The sequence below is a fragment of the Kitasatospora sp. NPDC101235 genome (genome assembly GCF_044767505.1).
Classification (GTDB): Bacteria; Actinomycetota; Actinomycetes; order Streptomycetales; family Streptomycetaceae; genus Kitasatospora.
The window spans coordinates 229,074-247,300 of record NZ_JBIWNZ010000008.1 but is presented as its reverse complement, the minus strand read 5'-3'; the positions used below and the strand labels follow the sequence as shown (position 1 = coordinate 247,300).

The 18,227-nt window shown below is 74.4% G+C and carries 19 protein-coding genes; 8 read left to right on the top strand and 11 right to left on the bottom strand.

The window, feature by feature from the left end:
• The first annotated feature begins 12 nt into the window (after positions 1-12).
• Positions 13-1,239, top strand: a complete 1,227-nt coding sequence (locus ACIRRH_RS16560; protein ID WP_403067272.1) for a sensor histidine kinase — start codon at positions 13-15, stop codon at positions 1,237-1,239.
• A gap of 50 nt (positions 1,240-1,289) precedes the next feature.
• Positions 1,290-1,934, top strand: coding sequence for a response regulator (locus ACIRRH_RS16555; protein ID WP_403067427.1), 645 nt, complete (start codon positions 1,290-1,292; stop codon positions 1,932-1,934).
• A 52-nt stretch (positions 1,935-1,986) separates the two neighbouring features.
• On the opposite strand, the gene ACIRRH_RS16550 is transcribed toward ACIRRH_RS16555, so the two are convergent.
• The 5 genes from ACIRRH_RS16550 to ACIRRH_RS16530 form a co-directional block, all read right to left on the bottom strand.
• The gene (locus tag ACIRRH_RS16550) at positions 1,987-2,826 is read right to left on the bottom strand and encodes an SAM-dependent methyltransferase (protein WP_403067270.1); all 840 of its coding nucleotides are present in this window, start codon (positions 2,824-2,826) and stop codon (positions 1,987-1,989) included.
• Between the two features lie 99 nt (positions 2,827-2,925).
• Complete coding sequence (locus tag ACIRRH_RS16545; RefSeq protein WP_403067268.1) at positions 2,926-3,675, bottom strand: hypothetical protein; 750 nt, start codon at positions 3,673-3,675, stop codon at positions 2,926-2,928.
• A 265-nt stretch (positions 3,676-3,940) separates the two neighbouring features.
• Positions 3,941-4,954, bottom strand: a complete 1,014-nt coding sequence (locus ACIRRH_RS16540) for a DUF1648 domain-containing protein (RefSeq protein WP_403067266.1) — start codon at positions 4,952-4,954, stop codon at positions 3,941-3,943.
• Complete coding sequence (locus tag ACIRRH_RS16535; RefSeq protein ID WP_403067264.1) at positions 4,951-5,298, bottom strand: GntR family transcriptional regulator; 348 nt, start codon at positions 5,296-5,298, stop codon at positions 4,951-4,953. The genes ACIRRH_RS16540 and ACIRRH_RS16535 overlap by 4 nt, the downstream gene beginning before the upstream one ends.
• A gap of 157 nt (positions 5,299-5,455) precedes the next feature.
• Complete coding sequence (locus ACIRRH_RS16530) at positions 5,456-7,246, bottom strand: oleate hydratase (protein ID WP_403067262.1); 1,791 nt, start codon at positions 7,244-7,246, stop codon at positions 5,456-5,458.
• Positions 7,247-7,545: 299 nt separating this feature from the next.
• Between ACIRRH_RS16530 and ACIRRH_RS16525 the strand changes: the two genes are divergently transcribed.
• Together ACIRRH_RS16525 and ACIRRH_RS16520 are read left to right on the top strand one after the other, a co-directional pair.
• Positions 7,546-8,109, top strand: a complete 564-nt coding sequence (locus tag ACIRRH_RS16525; protein WP_403067260.1) for a universal stress protein — start codon at positions 7,546-7,548, stop codon at positions 8,107-8,109.
• A 140-nt stretch (positions 8,110-8,249) separates the two neighbouring features.
• Positions 8,250-8,846, top strand: coding sequence for a GNAT family N-acetyltransferase (locus ACIRRH_RS16520; RefSeq protein ID WP_403067258.1), 597 nt, complete (start codon positions 8,250-8,252; stop codon positions 8,844-8,846).
• 16 nt (positions 8,847-8,862) lie between these two features.
• Here ACIRRH_RS16520 and ACIRRH_RS16515 read toward each other — a convergent pair whose 3' ends face one another.
• Entirely contained in the window at positions 8,863-9,141 is a 279-nt protein-coding gene (locus tag ACIRRH_RS16515) for a PDZ domain-containing protein (protein WP_403067256.1), read from the bottom strand.
• A 254-nt stretch (positions 9,142-9,395) separates the two neighbouring features.
• Between ACIRRH_RS16515 and ACIRRH_RS16510 the strand changes: the two genes are divergently transcribed.
• Entirely contained in the window at positions 9,396-10,313 is a 918-nt protein-coding gene (locus tag ACIRRH_RS16510; protein ID WP_403067254.1) for a Clp protease N-terminal domain-containing protein, read from the top strand.
• A 121-nt stretch (positions 10,314-10,434) separates the two neighbouring features.
• Here the strand turns inward: ACIRRH_RS16510 and ACIRRH_RS16505 are convergent, their stop codons facing one another.
• The 4 genes from ACIRRH_RS16505 to ACIRRH_RS16490 all read right to left on the bottom strand — a co-directional run bounded on the left by ACIRRH_RS16505 (position 10,435) and on the right by ACIRRH_RS16490 (position 13,555).
• Positions 10,435-11,700 carry an NAD(P)/FAD-dependent oxidoreductase gene (locus ACIRRH_RS16505; RefSeq protein WP_403067252.1) on the bottom strand — a complete coding sequence of 422 codons (1,266 nt, stop codon included), beginning with the start codon at positions 11,698-11,700 and terminating at the stop codon, positions 10,435-10,437.
• Between the two features lie 117 nt (positions 11,701-11,817).
• Positions 11,818-12,249 (bottom strand): nuclear transport factor 2 family protein, encoded by a 432-nt coding sequence (locus tag ACIRRH_RS16500; RefSeq protein ID WP_403067250.1) that lies wholly within the window; start codon positions 12,247-12,249, stop codon positions 11,818-11,820.
• A gap of 7 nt (positions 12,250-12,256) precedes the next feature.
• Positions 12,257-13,060 carry an MBL fold metallo-hydrolase gene (locus ACIRRH_RS16495; RefSeq protein ID WP_403067248.1) on the bottom strand — a complete coding sequence of 268 codons (804 nt, stop codon included), beginning with the start codon at positions 13,058-13,060 and terminating at the stop codon, positions 12,257-12,259.
• A 60-nt stretch (positions 13,061-13,120) separates the two neighbouring features.
• On the bottom strand, positions 13,121-13,555 hold the full coding sequence (locus tag ACIRRH_RS16490) for a hypothetical protein (protein ID WP_403067246.1): 435 nt from the start codon (positions 13,553-13,555) through the stop codon (positions 13,121-13,123).
• Positions 13,556-13,671: 116 nt separating this feature from the next.
• Here ACIRRH_RS16490 and ACIRRH_RS16485 point away from each other — a divergent pair, with 116 nt between their 5' ends.
• The 3 genes from ACIRRH_RS16485 (at position 13,672) to ACIRRH_RS16475 (ending at position 16,813) form a co-directional block, all read left to right on the top strand.
• A complete protein-coding gene (locus ACIRRH_RS16485) occupies positions 13,672-14,529 on the top strand; it encodes a PhzF family phenazine biosynthesis protein (RefSeq protein ID WP_403067244.1) in 858 nt (285 codons plus the stop codon).
• 139 nt (positions 14,530-14,668) lie between these two features.
• Positions 14,669-15,883, top strand: a complete 1,215-nt coding sequence (locus tag ACIRRH_RS16480; RefSeq protein ID WP_403067242.1) for an aminoglycoside phosphotransferase family protein — start codon at positions 14,669-14,671, stop codon at positions 15,881-15,883.
• Between the two features lie 9 nt (positions 15,884-15,892).
• Positions 15,893-16,813, top strand: coding sequence for a LysR family transcriptional regulator (locus tag ACIRRH_RS16475; protein WP_403067240.1), 921 nt, complete (start codon positions 15,893-15,895; stop codon positions 16,811-16,813).
• A gap of 39 nt (positions 16,814-16,852) precedes the next feature.
• Here ACIRRH_RS16475 and ACIRRH_RS16470 read toward each other — a convergent pair whose 3' ends face one another.
• Positions 16,853-18,049, bottom strand: coding sequence for an MFS transporter (locus ACIRRH_RS16470; protein WP_403067237.1), 1,197 nt, complete (start codon positions 18,047-18,049; stop codon positions 16,853-16,855).
• Positions 18,050-18,227: the final 178 nt, after the last annotated feature.

Here is an 18,227-nt window from a genome sequence, read left to right as displayed (position 1 = left end):
CGATCTCGAACCATGCCCTCGTCCCCCTCCCCGCCGCTGCTCCGGCGCGTCCCGCCCGAGGTCTGGGTCGGCCTCGCCTGGTGCGTGGCCGCCGGCTACCCTGCTGTCCGGCTCGGCGGCGACGCCGCACAGCACCCCGGCGCCGCCGCGCACGGCGGCTGGGCGTTCACCCTGGCCGACACGGTGGTGGCCTTCGCGGGCGCGGCGCTGGTGCGACGGCTTCCGGTGCTCTCCGTCGCCCTGCTGCTGGTCGCCGCGTTCACCGAGACCGACGGCTGGGCCGGCGGCGCCCAGGTGCCGCCCGGCGCGCTGCTCGCGGTGGACACCGCGCTCTGCCTGATCACCGCGACCCGGTCGCGGCGCAGCTCCCGGGCCGCGTTCGCCCTGGTCATGGCCTTCCTGGTGCTGCACATCGGCCTGGTGCGCGGCAACACGGTGGGCATCTTCACCGGCACCCACATCGGCTCGGCCGACGGCGCCGCGCTGCTCGCGCTGGTCGCCTGGCTGGTCGGCCGTTCGGCGCGGCAGAACCGGGAACACGCCGAGGCGCTCGGCGCCCGGGCCGCCGAGGAGGCGGTCACCGCCGAACGGCTGCGGATCGCCCGCGAGATGCACGACACCGTCGCGCACAGCCTCGGCATCGTCGCCCTCCAGGCCGGCGCCGCCCGCCGCGTGATCGACCGTCGGCCGGAGCGGGCCAAGCAGGCGCTGGGCGAGATCGAGGCCGCCGGGCGGGACACCCTGGCGGCGCTGCGCCGGATGCTGGTCGCGCTGCGCCGGGCCGACGGCGAGGCCACGGCCACGGTGCCCCAGGGCCTGGCCGACCTCGACCGGCTGGCCGGGGCGACCACCGCCGCGGGGGTGCGGGTGGAGGTCCGGCGGCACGGCGAGCCGGGGCCGCTGCCGCCGGAGGTCGACCTCGCGGCCTTCCGGATCGTCCAGGAGTCGGTCACCAACGTGGTGCGGCACGCGGACGCCGGCGCCTGCGTGGTCGTGGTGGACCACCGGACGGCGGGGGAGCTGTCCGTCGAGGTCACCGACCGGGGGCGGGGCCGGGGCCAGGGGCCCGGCGGTGGGTTCGGGCTGGCCGGGCTGCGGGAGCGGGTCGCCCTGCTGCGCGGCGGGTTCGAGGCCGGGCCGCTGCCCGGGGGCGGTTTCCGGGTGGCCGCCCGGCTGCCGGTGCCGGTGTCCGGTTCCGGCTCGGCGCCGGGACCGTCGGGTGCGGAGGCGGGCGCGTGATCCGGGTGCTGTTGGCCGATGACCAGCCGCTGGTGCGCGCCGCGCTGGAGATGGTGATCGCGGAGACGGCGGACGTCGAGGTGGTCGGCGAGGCGGGCACCGGGGCGGAGGCCGTCCGGCTGGCCGCCGAACTGCGGCCGGACGTCGTGGTGATGGACATCCGGATGCCAGACATCGACGGCATCGAGGCCACCCGGCTGGTGACCGCCGACGGCGGGCCGACCAGGGTGGTGGTGCTCACCACCTTCGACGAGGACGAGCACGTGTACGCGGCGCTGCACGCGGGGGCGTCGGGCTTCCTGGTCAAGGACATGGCGCTGGACGACATCCTCGGCGCGGTGCGGGTGGTCGCCGCCGGGGACGCGCTGATCGCGCCGAGCGTCACCCGGCGGCTGATCGGGGCGTTCGTCGGAGGCCGCCCGCCGCAGCCGGCGTTCGCGCGGGCCGCTCAGGACGCCCCGGCCGGGCAAACCGCCGCCGAGCGGCGGCCGGCGGGGATCACCGAGCGCGAACGGGAGATCCTCACCCTGGTCGGCCGGGGCCTGTCCAACACCGAGATCGCCGCCGAACTGGTGCTCAGCATCGCGACCGTCAAGACCTACATGACCCGGCTGCTGGCCAAGCTCGACGCCCGCGACCGGGTGCAGCTGGTCATCCTGGCGTACGAGGCGGGCCTGGTCTCCGTGTCCGGTTGACCGGGCCCGCCGGGAGGAACGATTCAGCGCTTGACCGCGAAAGCGCCCGCGTTCAGCGCTTGATCGCCACGCCCGCGTACATCGCGATGTCCTGGTCGCGGACGGGCGCGGCACCGGCGTCCGGCCGCCAGTGGTGCACCAGCGTGACACCCGGGTCGAGCAGCTCGTAACCGTCGAAGAAGGCCTCCGTCTCGGCCTTGTCACGGATCTGGAGCGGGATGCCGCGCGCGTTGTACTCGCGGCCGACGCCGCCGACGCCCACCGGGTCGGTGTCACCGGTGAAGACCGTCAGGGCGAGGAAGCTGCCGGGCGCCAGGGCGTCCATGAAGCGGCGCACGATGCCCTGCGGGTCGTCCTCGTCCAGCACGAAGTGGACGATCGCGATCAGCGACAGCGCCACCGGCTGCGAGAGGTCGAGCACCTCGCGCAGCCGGGGGTTGTCGATGATCGACTCCGGGTCGCGGAAGTCGGCGGCCACGTAACAGGTACGGCCCTCGGGCGTGCTGTCCATCAGGGCCCGGGCGTGGGTCAGCACGATCGGGTCGTTGTCCACGTACGCGACCCGGGCCTCGGGGGCGATCGCCTGGGCGATCTCGTGCACGTTCGGCGAGGTCGGGATGCCGGTGCCGATGTCGAGGAACTGCCGCACACCGTACTGCTCCGCGAGGTGGCGCACCGAGCGCTGCATGAAGTCGCGGGTGGTGCGCATCGAGATCGGCAGCGACGGCCAGGCCTGCACCGAGGCGTGCGCCGCGACCCGGTCCGCCTCGAAGTTGGTCTTGCCGCCGATGAGGTAGTCGTAGACCCGGGCGGAGTGCGGAACGTCCATCCGGAGGTCCACCGATGGGTAATCCTCGCGCGGACCGTGCTCCGCCCGGATCTCGTTCGCCATGCTCGTTCTCCCGTTGCTGGGCATCCGTCACAGGCCGCCGGCGTGGCGGTCCGTGGTGCGCATGGTAACGGTCGCCCGGTACGACGAGATGACAGACCCTCAGGCCTGGGCCTCCGGGTGCCTCGGTTCGAGCGCGGCGGCACCCGGCTGGCGGGGAATCGCGATGGTGTCGGACCCCGCCCGGCCGTGCGCCGCGAGTTCGAGCGCGGCGCCGATCCAGGCCATGCCGAAGGCCCACGTCGCCAGCCACTCGCACAGGTACAGCGGCCGCACCGACCAGCCGGAGCCGACGCCCGTCACCCCGGCCAGGACGGAGAGTGCCAGGGCGACCAGGATCAGCACCCCGGCCACCAGGTAGGCCCTGCCCACCCGGGCCGGCTGGGTGGAGCGGGAGTTGCGGAAGGAGTAGAGGCAGAACAGCGCCAGCATGACGAACAGCAGGCCCGCGAAGGCCAGGTGGAACGCCCCGACGGTGCGCTGGACGCCGGACCCGCCCACCGGGGACGTCGGGCACAGCGCGACCCCGAGCGCGAAGAACCCGGCCGCCGTGCTCCAGCGGTCGTCCCGGCGGTCGAAGCGGTAGCAGATCAGGAACACCCCGAGGGCGCACAGCCCGCCGACGAAGAGGTTCCGGCTGCCGGTGTAGTACGAGGCGCTCATCGAGCCCGGCCAGAAGCCGTCGGTGCTGCGCCCCATCACCTCGGCGGACAGCCAGTTGCCGAACGGCAGGGCCGGCGGCAGCAGGATGCCGATCAGGCCGACGCCGAGGCGCAGGATCGCGATGGTCCGAACGTCCTGGATGCTCCGTCGGATGCCGGGGGAGTTCTGCGTGCGCGAGTCGTGAGTCACGGACGCCTCCTTGCCTTTCGTGCGGGCGCGTCGGCCCGCTGGTCCTCCGGCCGCGGGGGAAGGGGTGGGGCGGTGTCGGACGGGCTTCGCCGCACGCCTGAGCGGCCGTCAACTTGTGTACCCGCATTGGCGTTCGAAGCACCACCGATTTGCGCGGGTTGCGCCCTCGGTGACCGCTTGGTGCTCACCGGGCGCCCCCTGGCAGTGGTGGAGGCGGCCCGGTCGTGGTGACCGGGCCGCCTCGTCCCCCGCCCGCGGAAACGGTTCAGTCGGTGGGCTGCCGGGTGCGCGCGATCAGTGCGTTGAGCAGGGCCGCCCCGCGCTCGGCATCGTCGACGCTGACCGCGAAGTCCGCGCCCCGGCGGGTGCGGACCACCAGGCAGACGCCCCGGCGCAGCATCACGGTGGTGCCGAGCCCGTTGATCCGGTAGCCCCAGCCGCCCGTCTGCGCGGCGGTGCGCTGCTCGGCGCGCGCGGAGTCGAGCTCGGCGGGGGACCAGTGACGGGCGGGCCGGCCGAACGGGCCGAAGCCGATGGTCAGGCCGCGGGCGGTCACCCGCGCCCGCACCGAGGAGCTGGCGAGGGACGCGAGGGAGGCGACGGCGAACGGCAGCACCAGCGCCCAGTCCAGCTCGGCGACCCCGCTCGCGACGACCAGCACCCCCGTCACCGCGAGCAGTCCGAGCACCGCCGCGGCCAGTTGCAGCCACGGGTTGGCGGCCTGGGACAGCCAGACGACCTGCTCGCCCGGCGGCACCTCCAGCGCGGGCGCCCCGGCCGCCGGGCGCGGCTCGGGCCGGCCGCCGTAGCGGCGGCTCGCCAGCCAGGTCAGCAGTCCGGCGAGGCCGGTGGCCAGCAGGATCAGGACCACCTCGATGCCCATCGGCGCGGCGTCCTGCCAGCGGACGCGGTCCAGGTTGGCGTGCACGATGGAGGTCTGCGCGCCCGTCAGCAGCACGCCGCCGGCCGCCAGCGTGGCCGCCGCGGCCCCGGGCGTCCGGCCTGCCCAGTACCGCCGCAGGGCCACCGCGGTGAGCACCAGGACCGCCCAGAACGCGGCCGGGACCAGCGCGGCCGCCGCCAGCGACATCGAGCCGTTCGGCTCCCGTCCGCCCCAGTGGGTGGCCAGCGGGTCGGGCAGCCGGTGGCGCGCCGTCAGCGGCAGGGCGACCAGCAGTGCCAGCACGCCGACCGACCAGGCCGCCGCGGCCCAGACGGCACCGCGAGGTGCCGGATGCTCGGCCGTGGTCCGCTCCGTCGGTGTCTTCTCGTCCGTCACGACATCCCCCTGATCATGTCCACGAGATCGTTCCTGCCGTAGCCGGCCCGGGCCGCGTCCTCGACCAGCTTCCGTACCCGCTCGACCAGTTCGGAGCGGGTGTCGGCGCCGGTCGCGATCGTGATGCCGCGGCCCCGGCGGAACTCCAGCACCCCCTCGTCGCGCAGCGTGCGCAGCCCGCGCAGGACGGTGTTGGTGTTCACGCCCAGTGCCCGGGAGAGCTCCCGGGCCGGAGGCAGCTTGTCCCCGGGGGCGCACTCGCCCTCGGCGACGGCCCGTCTGATCGCGCCGGCGACCTGTTCGTGCAGCGGTCGGGTGTCCCCGATGTCCAGCTTCAGCAACATGGTGCTACTGACGATAGCACCATTAATGCTTTGTGCCACTGCCCTCGGGCGACGGGCGTGCGCGGGAACGGGCGGGCCCCGGGTGGCGGGACGGTCGATCCGCTCGACCTCCCGCGCGCCCCGGGGCCCGCCCGCCGCCCGAGTCCGTGCCCGGCGGCTACTTCCGCTCGTCCTCGATCAGGCCGAACTCCTGCATCAGCTCGCCGATCTCGGTGGCCTCCAGCCGGCGAAGCAGCCGCTTGCGCAGGAACTCCGGCCCGGGCAGGTCGAGTTCGGCGCCGTCGCGGAGCCGGGTGGTGGCGGCGAGCAGCTTGCGCACGTCGTAGGTGGAGTTGAACACCTCGGGCACGCCACGCTCGACACCGAGCAGCCGGTAGACGGCCTCCATGCCGGTGCGCACCGAGTACTCGGTGGTGAAGATGCAGTCCCGGCTGGTCTCCGCGAACTGGCCGATGAAGGCGAAGTTGACGGCGCCCTCGGGCACCACGTCCGGCCGGTCGCCCGCGTGCCGGGGCAGGAAGAAGGACGTCACGTACGGCATCATCACCGGCACGCAGCGGGCGGCCCGCGCGGCCAGCTCGGGGATCTCCTCGACCGGCACGCCCAGGTGGTACAGCCACTCCTGGGTGATCTCCTCGCCGGTGCACTCCTGCATCGGCTTGTTCACGTAGTCGCCGGGGCGGTCGACGAACAGCGAGTAGACCCAGACCACGATCTGGTCGGCGGGCTGGTGCTTGAAGTGCGGCTGGCGGTTGACCGTCCAGCTCAGCAGCCACGAGGAGTCCCGGGCGGTGACGATGCCGCCGGTGACCACGCCGCCGCTGAACGGGTCGCGCTTGGCGACCTTCTGGATGTGGTGCGGGATGCGCGCGTCCAGGGTGGTGACGGTCGCCGACTCCCACTTGCTCTCGGCGATGTTGCCGCAGAACACCTCGGGGCGGCCGAACGCCGGGTCCTTGGTGGCGATCCGGCGCCACAGGTCCCAGGCCGGGGCCGGCCCCTCGTGCAGCCGGGCCGGGGTGTGCTGGTCGCCGTTGTCGGAGTTCTCGGTGAGCGAGCCGATGGTGGTGAACACCAGGTCGTCCGGGCCGAGGTCCACCCCGCCCTCCTGGCCGGCCTCCCGCCAGTGGATCCGGGTGGCCTGCTTGCGGCCGGGGGCGTTCCGGGTGGCGGGGGAGATGTCGAAGTCGATGTCGGTGACCTCGACCTCGTAGCGGAACTGCACGCCCTGGTCCATCAGCCAGTGGGTCAGCGGCAGGACCATGGACTCGTACTGGTTGTACTTGGTGAACTTCAGCGCGGACAGGTCCGGCAGGCCGCCGATGTGGTGGATGAAGCGGTGCAGGTAGAGCTTCATCTCCAGCGCGCCGTGCCACTCCTCGAAGGCGAACATGGTGCGCCAGTAAAGCCAGAAGTTGCTGTCCAGGAAGTTCCGCGAGAAGACCTCGTCGATCCGCTTGCCCTCCAGCTCCTCGCGGGTGGCGAGGAAGACGCGGACCAGGTCCTTCTGTGCCTTGTCGTCGAGCGCGAACAGGCCGTCGGTGCGGGCGTCCTGGCCGCGGCGCTCGGTGACCCGCTGGAGCGAGAAGTTCGGGTCGTCCTTGTTGAGCCAGTAGAACTCGTCCAGCACGGACGCGCCCTCGACCTCCAGCGACGGCACCGAGCGGAAGAGGTCCCACAGGCACTCCATGTGGTCCTCCAGCTCGCGCCCGCCGCGGACCACGAAGCCCTTCTCGGGCTCCTTGATCCCGTCCAGCGCGCCGCCGGCCAGCGTCAGCCGCTCCAGGATCGTGACCCGCTCGCCGGGCACCTGCCCGTCCCGGACCAGGAACGCCGCCCCGGCCAGCGCGGCGAGCCCCGACCCCACGAACCACGCCCGCTTGCGTTCGGCTCCCTCGGGCTTCCTCGGCCGGGCGAACGCCTCGTAGTTGCCGCTGCTGTAGTACAAGCCCGCGCTCCCTAGAAAGTTCGACATCGAACTACCCGTCGGGTGCGTCGATTCCCGGCGGGCCGTCTTCATTCACCCATTCTGCGGTGATCTTCCGCCTGTTGATTGGGCCGAACGGGTGCCTGTTGATTGGGTCGAACGGGTGAGTCCCGGGTGGGTCGGAGAGCCCGCGGGCCGCGTATGGAGAGCGTTGGGAACACCGCCCGGAACGTCAGGAAGCCGTCAAGGACAGCAGGCCGGCCCCCGTGGAGGCGGTTGGGTGGAGGGCGACGGCGAACGCGACCACACGAGGACGGATCATGCACGGCAACGGGCGGCACGCAGGCGGCGCGGAACCCAGGATCGTGGTCGGGGTCAGCGGGTCGCTGGAGAGCCTGGCGGCACTGCACCGCGGCCTCTCCGAGGCCCGCGACCGCGGCGCCGTCCTGGTGCCGGTGCTCGCCTGGGAGCCGCCCGGCGGCGAACACGGCTACCGGCGCTCGCCCTGTCCGCCGCTGCTCGCCGCCGTCCGGGAATCCGCCGAACAGCGACTGTGGGACGCCCTCGACGCGGCCTTCGGTGGCGCCGACCCCGGCGTGCCCCTGCGCTCCGTGGTCATCCGCGGCGAGACCGGACCGGCCCTGGTGCACATCGCCGACCGGCCGGACGACCTGCTGGTCCTCGGGCGCAGCGGCGGCCCGCTGCGCCGCCGGCTGCGGCGCTCGGTGCCCGGCTACTGCGCCCGGAGGGCAGGTTGCCCGGTGCTGACCGTCCCGGTGCCCGAACTGCTCCACGACCTGCACCGGCTGGAGTCGGCGCACCGCCGCGCCCGTCGGCACCTCTCGTTCGGACCGGCGCCCGAACTCCTCGCGGCGAAGCGGTAGTCCGCGGCGCGGATGCACCCGGCCCGCCTGCACGCGCGCGTTGCGCTCCCGGCCGATGGAACCGACGTTGCCATGACGGGGTGTCAGGCCCTGATGCCCCTGCCCGAGGCGCCGGAGATAAGGGCGCGCAGGATGTCCGTATGCAGATGACCAACGTGCCGCAGGCAGCGACCCTCGATGACGCGTCGTCCATCAGCCGATCGCTGGCCCTGGCCTTCGCCGACGACCCGATGATGTGCTGGTTCTTTCCCGACCCGGCCACCCGGCAGGCGGGGCTGGACGGTTACTTCACCACGCTGTTCACCCGGCAGTACGGCCGCCACGGGGTGTGCGAGCGGACCGCGAACGCGGCCGCCTTCTGGGTCCCGCCGCAGGCGCAGGACAAGGCCGTCCCGGACGCGCGGACGCTCGCCGAACTGGCGGAGCTCCTCGGCGACCGGGCCGAGCCGTTCCGGCGCTCCGTCGAGGCGGCCGCCGCCGACGTGCCGAAGGAGCCGCACTGGTACCTGGCGGTCATCGGCGCCGACCCGGCGGCCCAGGGTCAGGGGCAGGGCGCCGCGTTGCTGCGCTCGGGGCTGGCCAAGGCCGACGCGGCCGGGCTGCCGGTCTACCTGGAGTCCTCCAAGGAGGCGAACCTGGCGGTCTACCGGCACTTCGGTTTCGAGGTGCTGGAGGAGGTCCGGCTGCCGGAGGGCGGGCCGGCGCTCTGGGTGATGCGGCGTGGGGCCGGGGCGTAGCAGCGAAAGCCCAGGGTCAGTCGTCGGAGGGCAGCTCCGCCGGGACGGCGAGCACGTCGACCAGGGCCTCGCCGCGCAGGACGGTGAGGGGGAGCGGGCGGCCGATCGCGTCCGCCGGCATCAGGCACTGGAGAGCCTGGGCACTGCCCATCGGCTCGCCGGCGGAGGTGAGCAGCAGGTCGCCCTCGGGCAGCCCGGCGCGGTCGGCGGGCGCGCCGGGCACCACCTCGACGATGCGCAGGCCGGTGCGCTGCCCGCTGCAGTGGCGCAGGGCGGGCGGCAGGGCCGCGGGCACCCCGGCGAGGCCGGGGTAGGCGCGGCGCCTCCGTCTCGGGGCCCCGGCCCGGTCCGGGGAGCGTGTCGGCCATGGTGCTCACCCCTCTCGCGGGCGCGGTCTCACGATGGCACCTGATGGCAACAACGGTGGGGTACCCGGTCTTCCGCGCCTCGGCGGCGCCGTCCTGACGCGTTCTTGACGCGCGGTCGACTCTCAAGAAAAGGAAAAGCAGTCCTATAGTTCGAGTAAAGCCGCAGTCGTGGGAGGGGCCGATGGAAACGACCATGCCGGAGCCGGACTGGCACGTGCTCGGCGAGCCGGGTGACGGGCGGCTGGGGACGGAACACCTCCTGGTCACCGTGGCCGGGGCGGCGGGCCCCGCCGGTGCGGCCCTCGCCGCCGCCGGGGCGGGCGCGGAAACCCTGCGCGCCCTGGTCCGGGAGCGCGCGGGGCGCTGGACGGCGGACGACGGGCCCGCCGCCGTGCCCGCCCGGGAGGTGCTCGGCACCGCCGGGGAGGACGGGCGGCTGCTGAGCGAGGCCGCCGCCCGGGCGCTCACCACCGCGACCGGGCAGGCCCGCCGGGACGGCGAACCGGCCTGCACCGCCGTACACCTGCTGCGCGCCCTGCTCGCCGACGGGCACGACGACCGGACCCGCGCCGCCGAGCTGCTGCGCGCGGCCGGCGTCGCGCCGCGGGCCGTCCTGGACCTGCTGGACGGCGCTGCGCGACAGGGCGCCCTCGACCCGCTGCTGGTCCCCACCCGGGAGGCGCTGCTGGCCCGCCGCACCCACCGGATCCCGCGCTGGAAGCGCCTGCTGCAGCCGGGCTCGTCCGGTCCGGCTGCCTGGATCCGGATGGAGGCCGACGCGCAGGCCGAGCGCCTCGGCCGCCGTACGCCCGGCACCGAACACGTCCTGCTCGCCCTGCTGGCCGTGCACGAAGTGGCCCGCCACGAGCCGCAGTCGGCGGAGGAAGGCGGCGCCGGCGAACTGCTCGCCGGGCTCGGCCTCGACTACGCCAGGGCACACGCCGCGCTGGAATCCGGCGAGGTGACGCTGCCCGCCGACCCGCGCGCGGTCGAGGCCTACCTGGTTGACGCCGCAGGTCAGGGCCCTGATCAACTGGTCCGGGCGTTGCTGGAGGAGGACACCCGGGCTCGACGCCTGGTCGAAGCCCTGCGCGGCTGAGACGCTGTCGGCGCAGCGAAACCGCGCGCAGCCCGCCCTGCCCCGTTCGCGGCACCGCCCGGAGCGCGGGGGCCTGGTGGAACCCCGGCAGCCCCGCCGGCCGACCGCTGCGGGTCGACGACTACAGCGCGTCGAGCGGCACGTCCGGGTCGGCCAGCTCCTTGACGTCCACCACCCGTCCGGAGCGCACCAGTTCGCGGATCGGGTCGGTGACGTCCCAGACGTTGACGTTCATCCCCGCGAGCACCCGGCCGTCGGAGAGCCAGAACGCGATGAACTCGCGGGTGGCCGGGTCGCCGCGGAACACCACCTGGTCGTAGCCGTCCGGCTCGACGTAGCCGACGTACTCCATCCCGAGGTCGTACTGGTCGGTGAAGAAGTACGGGATCCGGTCGTACACCGCGTCCGGCTGCCCGAGCAGCGCGCGGGCGGCGGTCTGCGGCTGGTTGAGCGCGTTGGCCCAGTGTTCGACCCGGATGTGCCTGTCGAACAGCGGGTGGTAGGCGTTGGCGACGTCGCCGGCCGCGTAGACGTCCGGGTCCGAGGTGCGCAGGTGCCGGTCGGTCCTGATCCCGTTGTCGACCTCCAGCCCGGCCGCCTCGGCGAGGCCGGTGGCGGGGGCGATGCCGATTCCGACGACCACCGCGTCGGCCGCCACCGTCGTGCCGTCGGCGAGCTTCACGCCGCTCACCGTGCCGCCCTCGCCGGTCAGTTCGGCCACCTTGACGCCGAAACGCAGGTCCACGCCGTGCTCCCGGTGCAGGTCGGCGAAGACCTGGGCGACCTCCCGGCCGAGCACCCGCAGCAGCGGCAGTTCGAGCGCCTCCAGCACCGTCACCTCGGCGCCCGCCTCCCGGGCCGCGGCCGCCACCTCCAGTCCGATCCAGCCCGCGCCGATCACCGCGATCCGCGCCCCCGGCCGCAGCGCCGCCTTGATCCGGTCGCTGTCCTCGACCCGGCGCAGGTAGAGCACCCCGTCCTGGTCCGCGCCGGGTACCGGCAGCCGGCGCGGCACCGAGCCGGTGGTCAGCAGCAGCTTGGCGTACTCCACCCGGCCGTTGTCGGCGAGCGTCACGGTGTGTCCGGCCGGGTCGATCGCGGCCACCGCCGTTCCCAGCCGCAGCGTGACGTCGTGCTCCGCGTACCACTGCGGCGGGTGGACGTAGATCTTCTCCCGGGGCGTCTTGCCCAGCAGGTAGCCCTTGGACAGCGGCGGCCGCTCGTACGGCCGCTCGTGCTCCTCGCCGATCAGGACGATGCCGCCCCGGTAGCCGGCCTCGCGCAGCGCCTCGGCCGCCTTCGCGCCGCCCAGGGACGCCCCGACGATGACGACCGGGCGCTCCCGCCCGCCGCTCGCTCCGGTGCTCCCGGTGTCCGTGCCCGCCATGCTCGACTCCTCGCTCTCCGGCCGTGGTCGGGGTCAGCCTGCCGCCGTCCGGGTGGCCTGTCGAGAGCGCACCTGGCGCGCCGCGCCGCGCTCGCCCGTACGGGTGAACGCTGGGCCTCACCCGGTCATCGCGTCCCTGACCAGCGCGGTGTCGGCGAACTGTTCGAAGCGCACGATCCGGCCGCCGCGCACGGTGAAGCGGTGGGCGACCCGGACCGCGAGCGGTTTTCCGGTGGCCTTGTGGACGGCCGTGTAGCGGCCCAGCACCACCACGGTCTCGCCGTCCACCACGTAGGTGTCGTCGTGCGCCGTCCAGTTGTCCCACTCGGCGGCCAGCCGCTCCATCACGTTGGCGGTGACGCCCTTCGGGGTGCGGTAGGTGCCGGCCAGCGGGAAGCCGGCCATCTCGGTCCACTCGACGTCATCGGCCAGGGTGGTGCGCAGCGCGACCAGGTCGCCCCGGGCAGCGGCCAGGTACTGGCGGCGCACCACGTCGGCGGGGGCGGGCGACTCGGCGAAGGAGGCGACGTCCCGGGGGATCTCGATCACGGTCAGCTCACCCCCAGGCCATCTCGCCCAGGACGACCTTGGTGCCGATGTCCACCGCGATCCGCAGCCCCAGCTCCGGGAAGCGCCGTTCCAGCGCCGCCTTGGCGGCGGCGGCGTCCGGGGCCCGGCCGATCTCGGTCTCGAAGGCGCGCAGGTAGGCGCGGGTGTGGTCGACGGCGGTGTGGTCGGTGGGTGCGCCGGCCGTCCGGTGGCCGGCCGCCACCCAGGTCGGTTGGAGCGCCTCGATGCCGTCCAACAGGTCTATCCAGGCGGCCCGTTGGGCGGAGGTGGGGGTGTCGGCGGTCCACACGTGCAGGCCCTCGAAGAGCAGCACCCCGCCCAGCACGGCGCGGTGGTGGTGCTGCCAGAGGTAGTGCCGGTCCGGCAGGTGGAAGTCGGCGCCGCGCAGCTCGAAGCGATGGCCCTCGAAGACGATCTCGTCGCTGTGCAGCACCTCCGGCCGCACCAGCCGGGTGGGAAGCTCCGGACCCAGGTGCGCCCAGGCGCGCAGCTTGTTCTCGTAGGTCTCCTGGATGTGCTCGACGGTCGAGGCGGTGGCCAGGAAGCGGGCCTGCGGGTAGGCGTCCTGGACCTCCTGGGCACCGAAGTAGAAGTCCGGGTCGCCATGGCTGACGAAGACGGTGGTCAGCCGCTTGCCGCTCGCCTTGATCCGCTCGACCAGGCGGCGCCCGTCGGAGCGGGTGAACCCGGCGTCCACCAGCAGCGCGTCCTGCGGGCCGGTGACCAGGACGGAGGTCTTGTTGAGCGAGCTGTCAGGGCTGTCGATGATCTCGAAGTCGAGTGCGCTCATGCGCCCACCTCGCTCCGCTCGGCGGGCGCTTCGCGCAACGCGCACCTCTCGACGACTCGCTCACTTCGCTCGCTCATGTGTCTTTCGTCCTTCCTCGGGCCGGCACGCCTCGCCGCCAGCATCGGCGCTGGGCGCGGCGTTCGCATCCGGAAGGGTCGGGGAGAAGCCGGCCGCGTGCCCGCTCTCCGGATGGACGGCGAAGCCGATGCCGAGCGGCCCGCCGACCGCGAGCAGCCCCAGCCGCAGCACCGCCAGCGACCGCAGCAGCGCCGTCAGCACGGCCGGCGCGGCCGCTCTGCCCACGCCAGCCGACAGCTCCCAGCGCGCCAGCGCCCGTCCGAGCAGGTGCGGCGGGGCGACGGCCGCCACCAACGCCGTCCCCGACCCGGTGTAGAGGATCTCGCCCAGCGTGTACAGCACCGAGACCGCCGCGACGCCCGCCGCGCCCGCCCCGCCGCCCAGCGAGCCGGCCGCCCAGAAGCCCAGGTACGACACCGCCACATGCTCTACGAGCTCGACCTGGCGGGCAGCGCCCGGCTCGGATCGGACTTCCTGGAGGCGGTGCTGCGATGAGCGGGAACAGTGATCGCCCGGCGCGCGTTCGTCCGGTCATGACCGACGACGCCGCTCCTGAGATCCTCCGCTACGCCGCCTTCGCCACCCGCCCCGAGGGCGGCAACCCGGCCGGCGTGGTGCTCGACGCCACCGGGCTGACCGACGAGCGGATGCTCGCCGTCGCCGCCGAGGTCGGTTACTCCGAGACCGCCTTCCTGACCGCCGGCCCGGCCGAAGGGGCCTACCGGGTACGGTACTTCAGCCCGCTCACCGAGGTGCCGTTCTGCGGGCACGCGACGGTCGGCTCCGCCGTCGCCCTCGCCGAGCGCACCGGCCCCGGGCAGTATGTCTTCGCGACCGCGGCCGGGGACGTCCCGGTCGAGGTCGAGCGCGGGGCCGACGGGCTGCTGCGCGCCACCCTCACCAGTGTCGAGCCGAAGGTGGAGGAGGTGCCGGCGGCCGACGTGGCGCAGGCGCTCGCGCTGCTCGGCTGGTCCGCCGCCGACCTCGACCCGGCGCTGCCGCCCCGCGTCGCCTACGCGGGTGCCCGGCACCTCGTCGTGCCCGTGGCCACCCGCGAGCGGCTGGCCCGGCTCGACTACGACTTCGACGGCCTGGCGGACTTCATGCGCGCCCGTGACCTGACCACCCTGCAGCTCGCCTGGCGGGAGGCCCCCGAGGTCTTCCACGTCCGTGACCCGTTCCCGGTCGGCGGCGTGGTCGAGGACCCGGCCACCGGCGCCGCCGCGGCCGCCTTCGGCGCCTACCTGCGGGACCTCGGCGCGGTGACGGCCCCGGCGGTGCTGACGCTGCACCAGGGCGACGACCTGGGCCGCCCGGGCGTCCTGCGGGTCGAACTGCGGGCGGAGGACACCCGGGTACGGGTCTCGGGCACCGCGGTGGCGATCGGGTAGCGCTGGTTCCGGGCCTCAGGGCGGGGGTTGCCGCAGGAGCTGCTCGCCCTCGCCCCGGTCGGCGCTTCCGGAAAACCGTTGGCATGTGCCCGCTCCCGTGGGCGAAGCTGCTCCGATGCAGCGAGCGAGCAACCGGACCGTGACGGTCGATCTCACCTTCGGCGACGAGTACTTCGGGCAGCTGGGCCCCTTCGAGGTGGAGGTCGGCTGGTGGTCCGCCGTGGACGGGGTGGTCGCGCGGGCGGCGGAGTCGGCCGGAGTGCCGGTGCTGGTGGCGCGGCTGGTCGACGGGCAGAGCGAGAACCCCGGCCACGGCGGGCGGGTCCGCTACCACGCCGAGGCGCTGCACCGGCCGACCGGGCTCGGCGCCGGCACCCCGGACGACGGGACGGCCGCGCTGCTCGGCCCTGCCGAACGCCGCGCCGCCTGGGCCACGCCCGAAGGCCTGCGGGAGGCGCTGACCTGGGCGGAGGAGCAGCTCGCCGCCGTCGGCCGGCCGCAGGCCGCGCCCGCGCGGCAGATCCGGACCTGGAACCTCTCCGGCCTCTTCCGCCTCCCCACCGCCACCGGCGTCGACGCCTGGCTGAAGACCACGACGCCCGCGTTCAACGCCCACGAGGGCGAGGTCATCGCACTGCTCGGCAGCGTCGACCCCGGGCTCGTCCCGACCGTCCTCGCCGCCGACCCCTCCGGCGGGCGGCTGCTGCTCGACCACGTCCCCGGCGAGGACTGCTGGAGCCCGTCCGCCGGGACCGTCGCCGACGTCGTCCCCCGCCTCGTCGCCGCCCAGGCCGCGCTCGCCGACCGCCCGGCCGGCCTGCGCGACCGCACCCCCCGCGCCCTGGCGGCCCAACTGGCGGCCCTGCTGGACCGGTTCGCCGAGGAGACCGATCTGACGCCCGAGGAACTGGACCGCCTGGGCGGCTTCGCCGCCGGCCTGCCCGGGCTGCTGGACCGGCTGGCCGCCTGCGGCCTGCCGGAGACGCTGGTGCACGGCGACTTCCACCCCGGCAACTGGCGCTCCGACGGCGTGAGCACGGTGGTCGTGGACTACGCCGACTCCTGCCTCGGCCACCCCGCCCTGGACGGGCTGCGCCCGCGCGCCTACCTCAGCGAGGAGGCCTGGCAGCACCACGCCAGGGTCTGGACGGAGGCCTGGCAGCGCCACGCCCCGGGCTCCGACCCGCGGCGCGCCCTCGAACTCGCCGAGCCGCTCTACCACCTGTCCTACGCCCTGCGGTACCAGGAGTTCCTGGACCACATCGAGCCGAGCGAACGCCCGTACCACGAGGGCGATCCGGCCGCCGAGCTGCGCGCCCTGCTGGCCTGTGGAGCGGTCGGTGGCCCGGCGTAGACTGCCGTGGTGGAACGACCGACGCCGGCCCCCGGAGCCTTCGGCACGCCCGTCCTGCCCGAGCTGCCGTTGCAGGAGCTGGAGTGCTTCTCCGTCCTCGTCCACCAGCTGCACTTCGGGCGGACGGCGCAGCGGCTCGGCGTTTCGCAGGGGCGGGTCTCCCAGCTGATCAAGCGCCTGGAGAGCCGGGTCGGCGCCCCGGTGTTCCGACGGACCAGCCGCCGGGTCGAGTTGACCGAGCTGGGGCGGGCGCTGGCCGAGCAGGTGGTGCCCGCCTTCGAGCGGCTCCGGGAGGGCTACGACGCCGCCCGGGCGCGGGCCGCGACGGCGGCGCCGCTGCGGCTGGGATTCCAGTGCGCGGTGTACGAGCCGGTCGCCCGGGTGGTCGCTGGCCTGCCGGAGGGCACGGTGCAGCTGGTCGAACTGCCGTGGGCGGACCCGTTCTCGCTCCTCGCCCGGGGCGAGGTCGACCTGGCGATCGTGCTCGCCCCGTGCCGGGAGCCGGGGCTGGAGGTGCTGATGGAGTTCTCCCGTCAGCCGGTGTACGTGGCGGTCTCCGCCGCGCAGCGCCTCGGCGGGGCGGACGGGGTGAACACCGACGAGCTGGCCGCGCTGCCGCTGATCGAGCCGCGCGGCCCGGCGCCCGAGTACTGGCGGGAGGTGAACGCGCCCCGGCGGACGCCGCACGGGCGGGAGCTGGCTTACTCGGCGGGTGCGGCCACCATCCAGGAGGGTCTGTCGATGGTGGCCGGCACCCGTCAGGGGCTGCTGCTGTGCGAGCGCAGCACGGCGTACGTCCAGCGGCCGGACATCCGCTTCCTGCCGGTGCCCGAGCTGGAGCCGACCACGCTGGAGGTGGTCCGCAACGAGCGGCGGCCGCACCGGCTGGCGGCCGGGTTCGTCGAGCTGCTGGCCGGGCACGTCGACTGAGCCGCCGGGCTACACCGGCCGGTCGAGCCGCTGGCCGAACTACCGGTCCAGGCGCCGGTCGTGCGGCCGGGAGAGCAGGGTGAGCAGCAGTCCGGCGGCGGCCAGGCCGGCCGCCGTGAGCAGGACGGCGTGGGTCCCGGCCCGGTCGACGACCAGTCCGCCGGCGAAGGAGCCGAGCGCGATGCTCGCGTTGAACACGCCCGCCCAGACCGCTGCCGAGGCCTCGATCCGGGCCGGGTCGGCGGTGCGGACCCACGTCTGCGTGGAGACCGACACGCCGCCGTACGAGGCTCCCCAGACGATCAGGACGAGCAGCACGGTGACGACGCCGGTGGCGTGGGTGAGCAGGGCGACGGCCAGGGTGACGCCGGAGAGGGCGAGGGCGACGGCGGTCCTCGGGCGGCGCCCGGACAGCGGGCCGAGGGTGAAGTTCCCGGCGACGCCCGCGAGTCCGTACACCAGCAGGCAGGCGGCGATCGCGCCGCTGCTCAGGCCCGCGTCGGCTTCGAGGTCCGGGCGGACGTAGGTGTAGCCGGCGAAGTGGCCGAGCACGACGAAGGCGGTGATCGCGATCCCGGCGGCGACACCCCGGTGGCGCAGGGCGCCGGCCAGTCCGCCGAGCCGTGCGCGCTCGTGCACGGGCAGCGCGGGCAGGGTGGCGGCGAGGACGGCGGCGGAGGCGGCGCCGAGCAGGGCGAGCGCCCAGAACGCGGCGCGCCAGTCGAGCAGCGCGGCCAGGTAGGTCCCCAGCGGGACGCCGAGGACCGAGGCGATGGAGACGCCGGAGAAGATCAGCGTCATGGCGAGCGCGATGCGCGGGCCGTCGGCGAGGCGCGGGCCGAGGCTCGCGGCGAGGCCCCAGACGATGCCCATGGCGGCGCCGAGCAGGACGCGGCCGGCGGCCAGGACGGCGAAGTCCGGCGCCAGCGCGGTCACCGCGTTGGCCAGGCCGAGCAGCAGCATGAAGGCGACCAGGACGGTCCGGCGGTCGCGCAGGCCGACGAGCAGCGGGGCGAAGGGGGAGAGGACGGCGGCGATCAGGCCGGTGATGGTGAGGGAGAGGCCGGCGACCCCGTCGGTGACCCCGAGGCTGTGGGACATCGGGGTGAGCAGGCCGACCGGCATCATCTCGGAGGACACCACGGTGAAGGTGGCGAGTGCGACGGCGAGGACCGGGGACCAGCGGCGGGTGGTGGGTGGGGCGGCCGGTGGCGCGAGGGTTTCGGCGTTTGTCATGCGGTCAGCTCACCAGCCGGCGGAAGAGCTGAACAAGATCGATAACCTCATCGACCGATTAGCTGGGCTCATCGATCGCCCGGTTCTTCGGTCGAACGGTTCGTCGACCGACCGGCTGTTCGACCGACCGGTTCGCCGGGAAGGCGCCGGTGGTGCCCGCCGTGGTCGTCGCAGCGGG

Bases quoted from the DNA above. Each gene is read 5' to 3' on its own strand.
- ACIRRH_RS16555 (WP_403067427.1), top strand. From the start codon at position 1,290: ATGGTGATCGCGGAGACGGCGGACGTCGAGGTGGTCGGCGAGGCGGGC.
- ACIRRH_RS16470 (WP_403067237.1), bottom strand. From the start codon at position 18,049: ATGACAAACGCCGAAACCCTCGCGCCACCGGCCGCCCCACCCACCACC.
- ACIRRH_RS16510 (WP_403067254.1), top strand. From the start codon at position 9,396: ATGGAAACGACCATGCCGGAGCCGGACTGGCACGTGCTCGGCGAGCCG.
- ACIRRH_RS16495 (WP_403067248.1), bottom strand. From the start codon at position 13,060: ATGAGCGCACTCGACTTCGAGATCATCGACAGCCCTGACAGCTCGCTC.
- ACIRRH_RS16560 (WP_403067272.1), top strand. From the start codon at position 13: ATGCCCTCGTCCCCCTCCCCGCCGCTGCTCCGGCGCGTCCCGCCCGAG.
- ACIRRH_RS16535 (WP_403067264.1), bottom strand. From the start codon at position 5,298: ATGTTGCTGAAGCTGGACATCGGGGACACCCGACCGCTGCACGAACAG.
- ACIRRH_RS16550 (WP_403067270.1), bottom strand. From the start codon at position 2,826: ATGGCGAACGAGATCCGGGCGGAGCACGGTCCGCGCGAGGATTACCCA.
- ACIRRH_RS16520 (WP_403067258.1), top strand. From the start codon at position 8,250: ATGCAGATGACCAACGTGCCGCAGGCAGCGACCCTCGATGACGCGTCG.
- ACIRRH_RS16525 (WP_403067260.1), top strand. From the start codon at position 7,546: ATGCACGGCAACGGGCGGCACGCAGGCGGCGCGGAACCCAGGATCGTG.
- ACIRRH_RS16485 (WP_403067244.1), top strand. From the start codon at position 13,672: ATGACCGACGACGCCGCTCCTGAGATCCTCCGCTACGCCGCCTTCGCC.
- ACIRRH_RS16505 (WP_403067252.1), bottom strand. From the start codon at position 11,700: ATGGCGGGCACGGACACCGGGAGCACCGGAGCGAGCGGCGGGCGGGAG.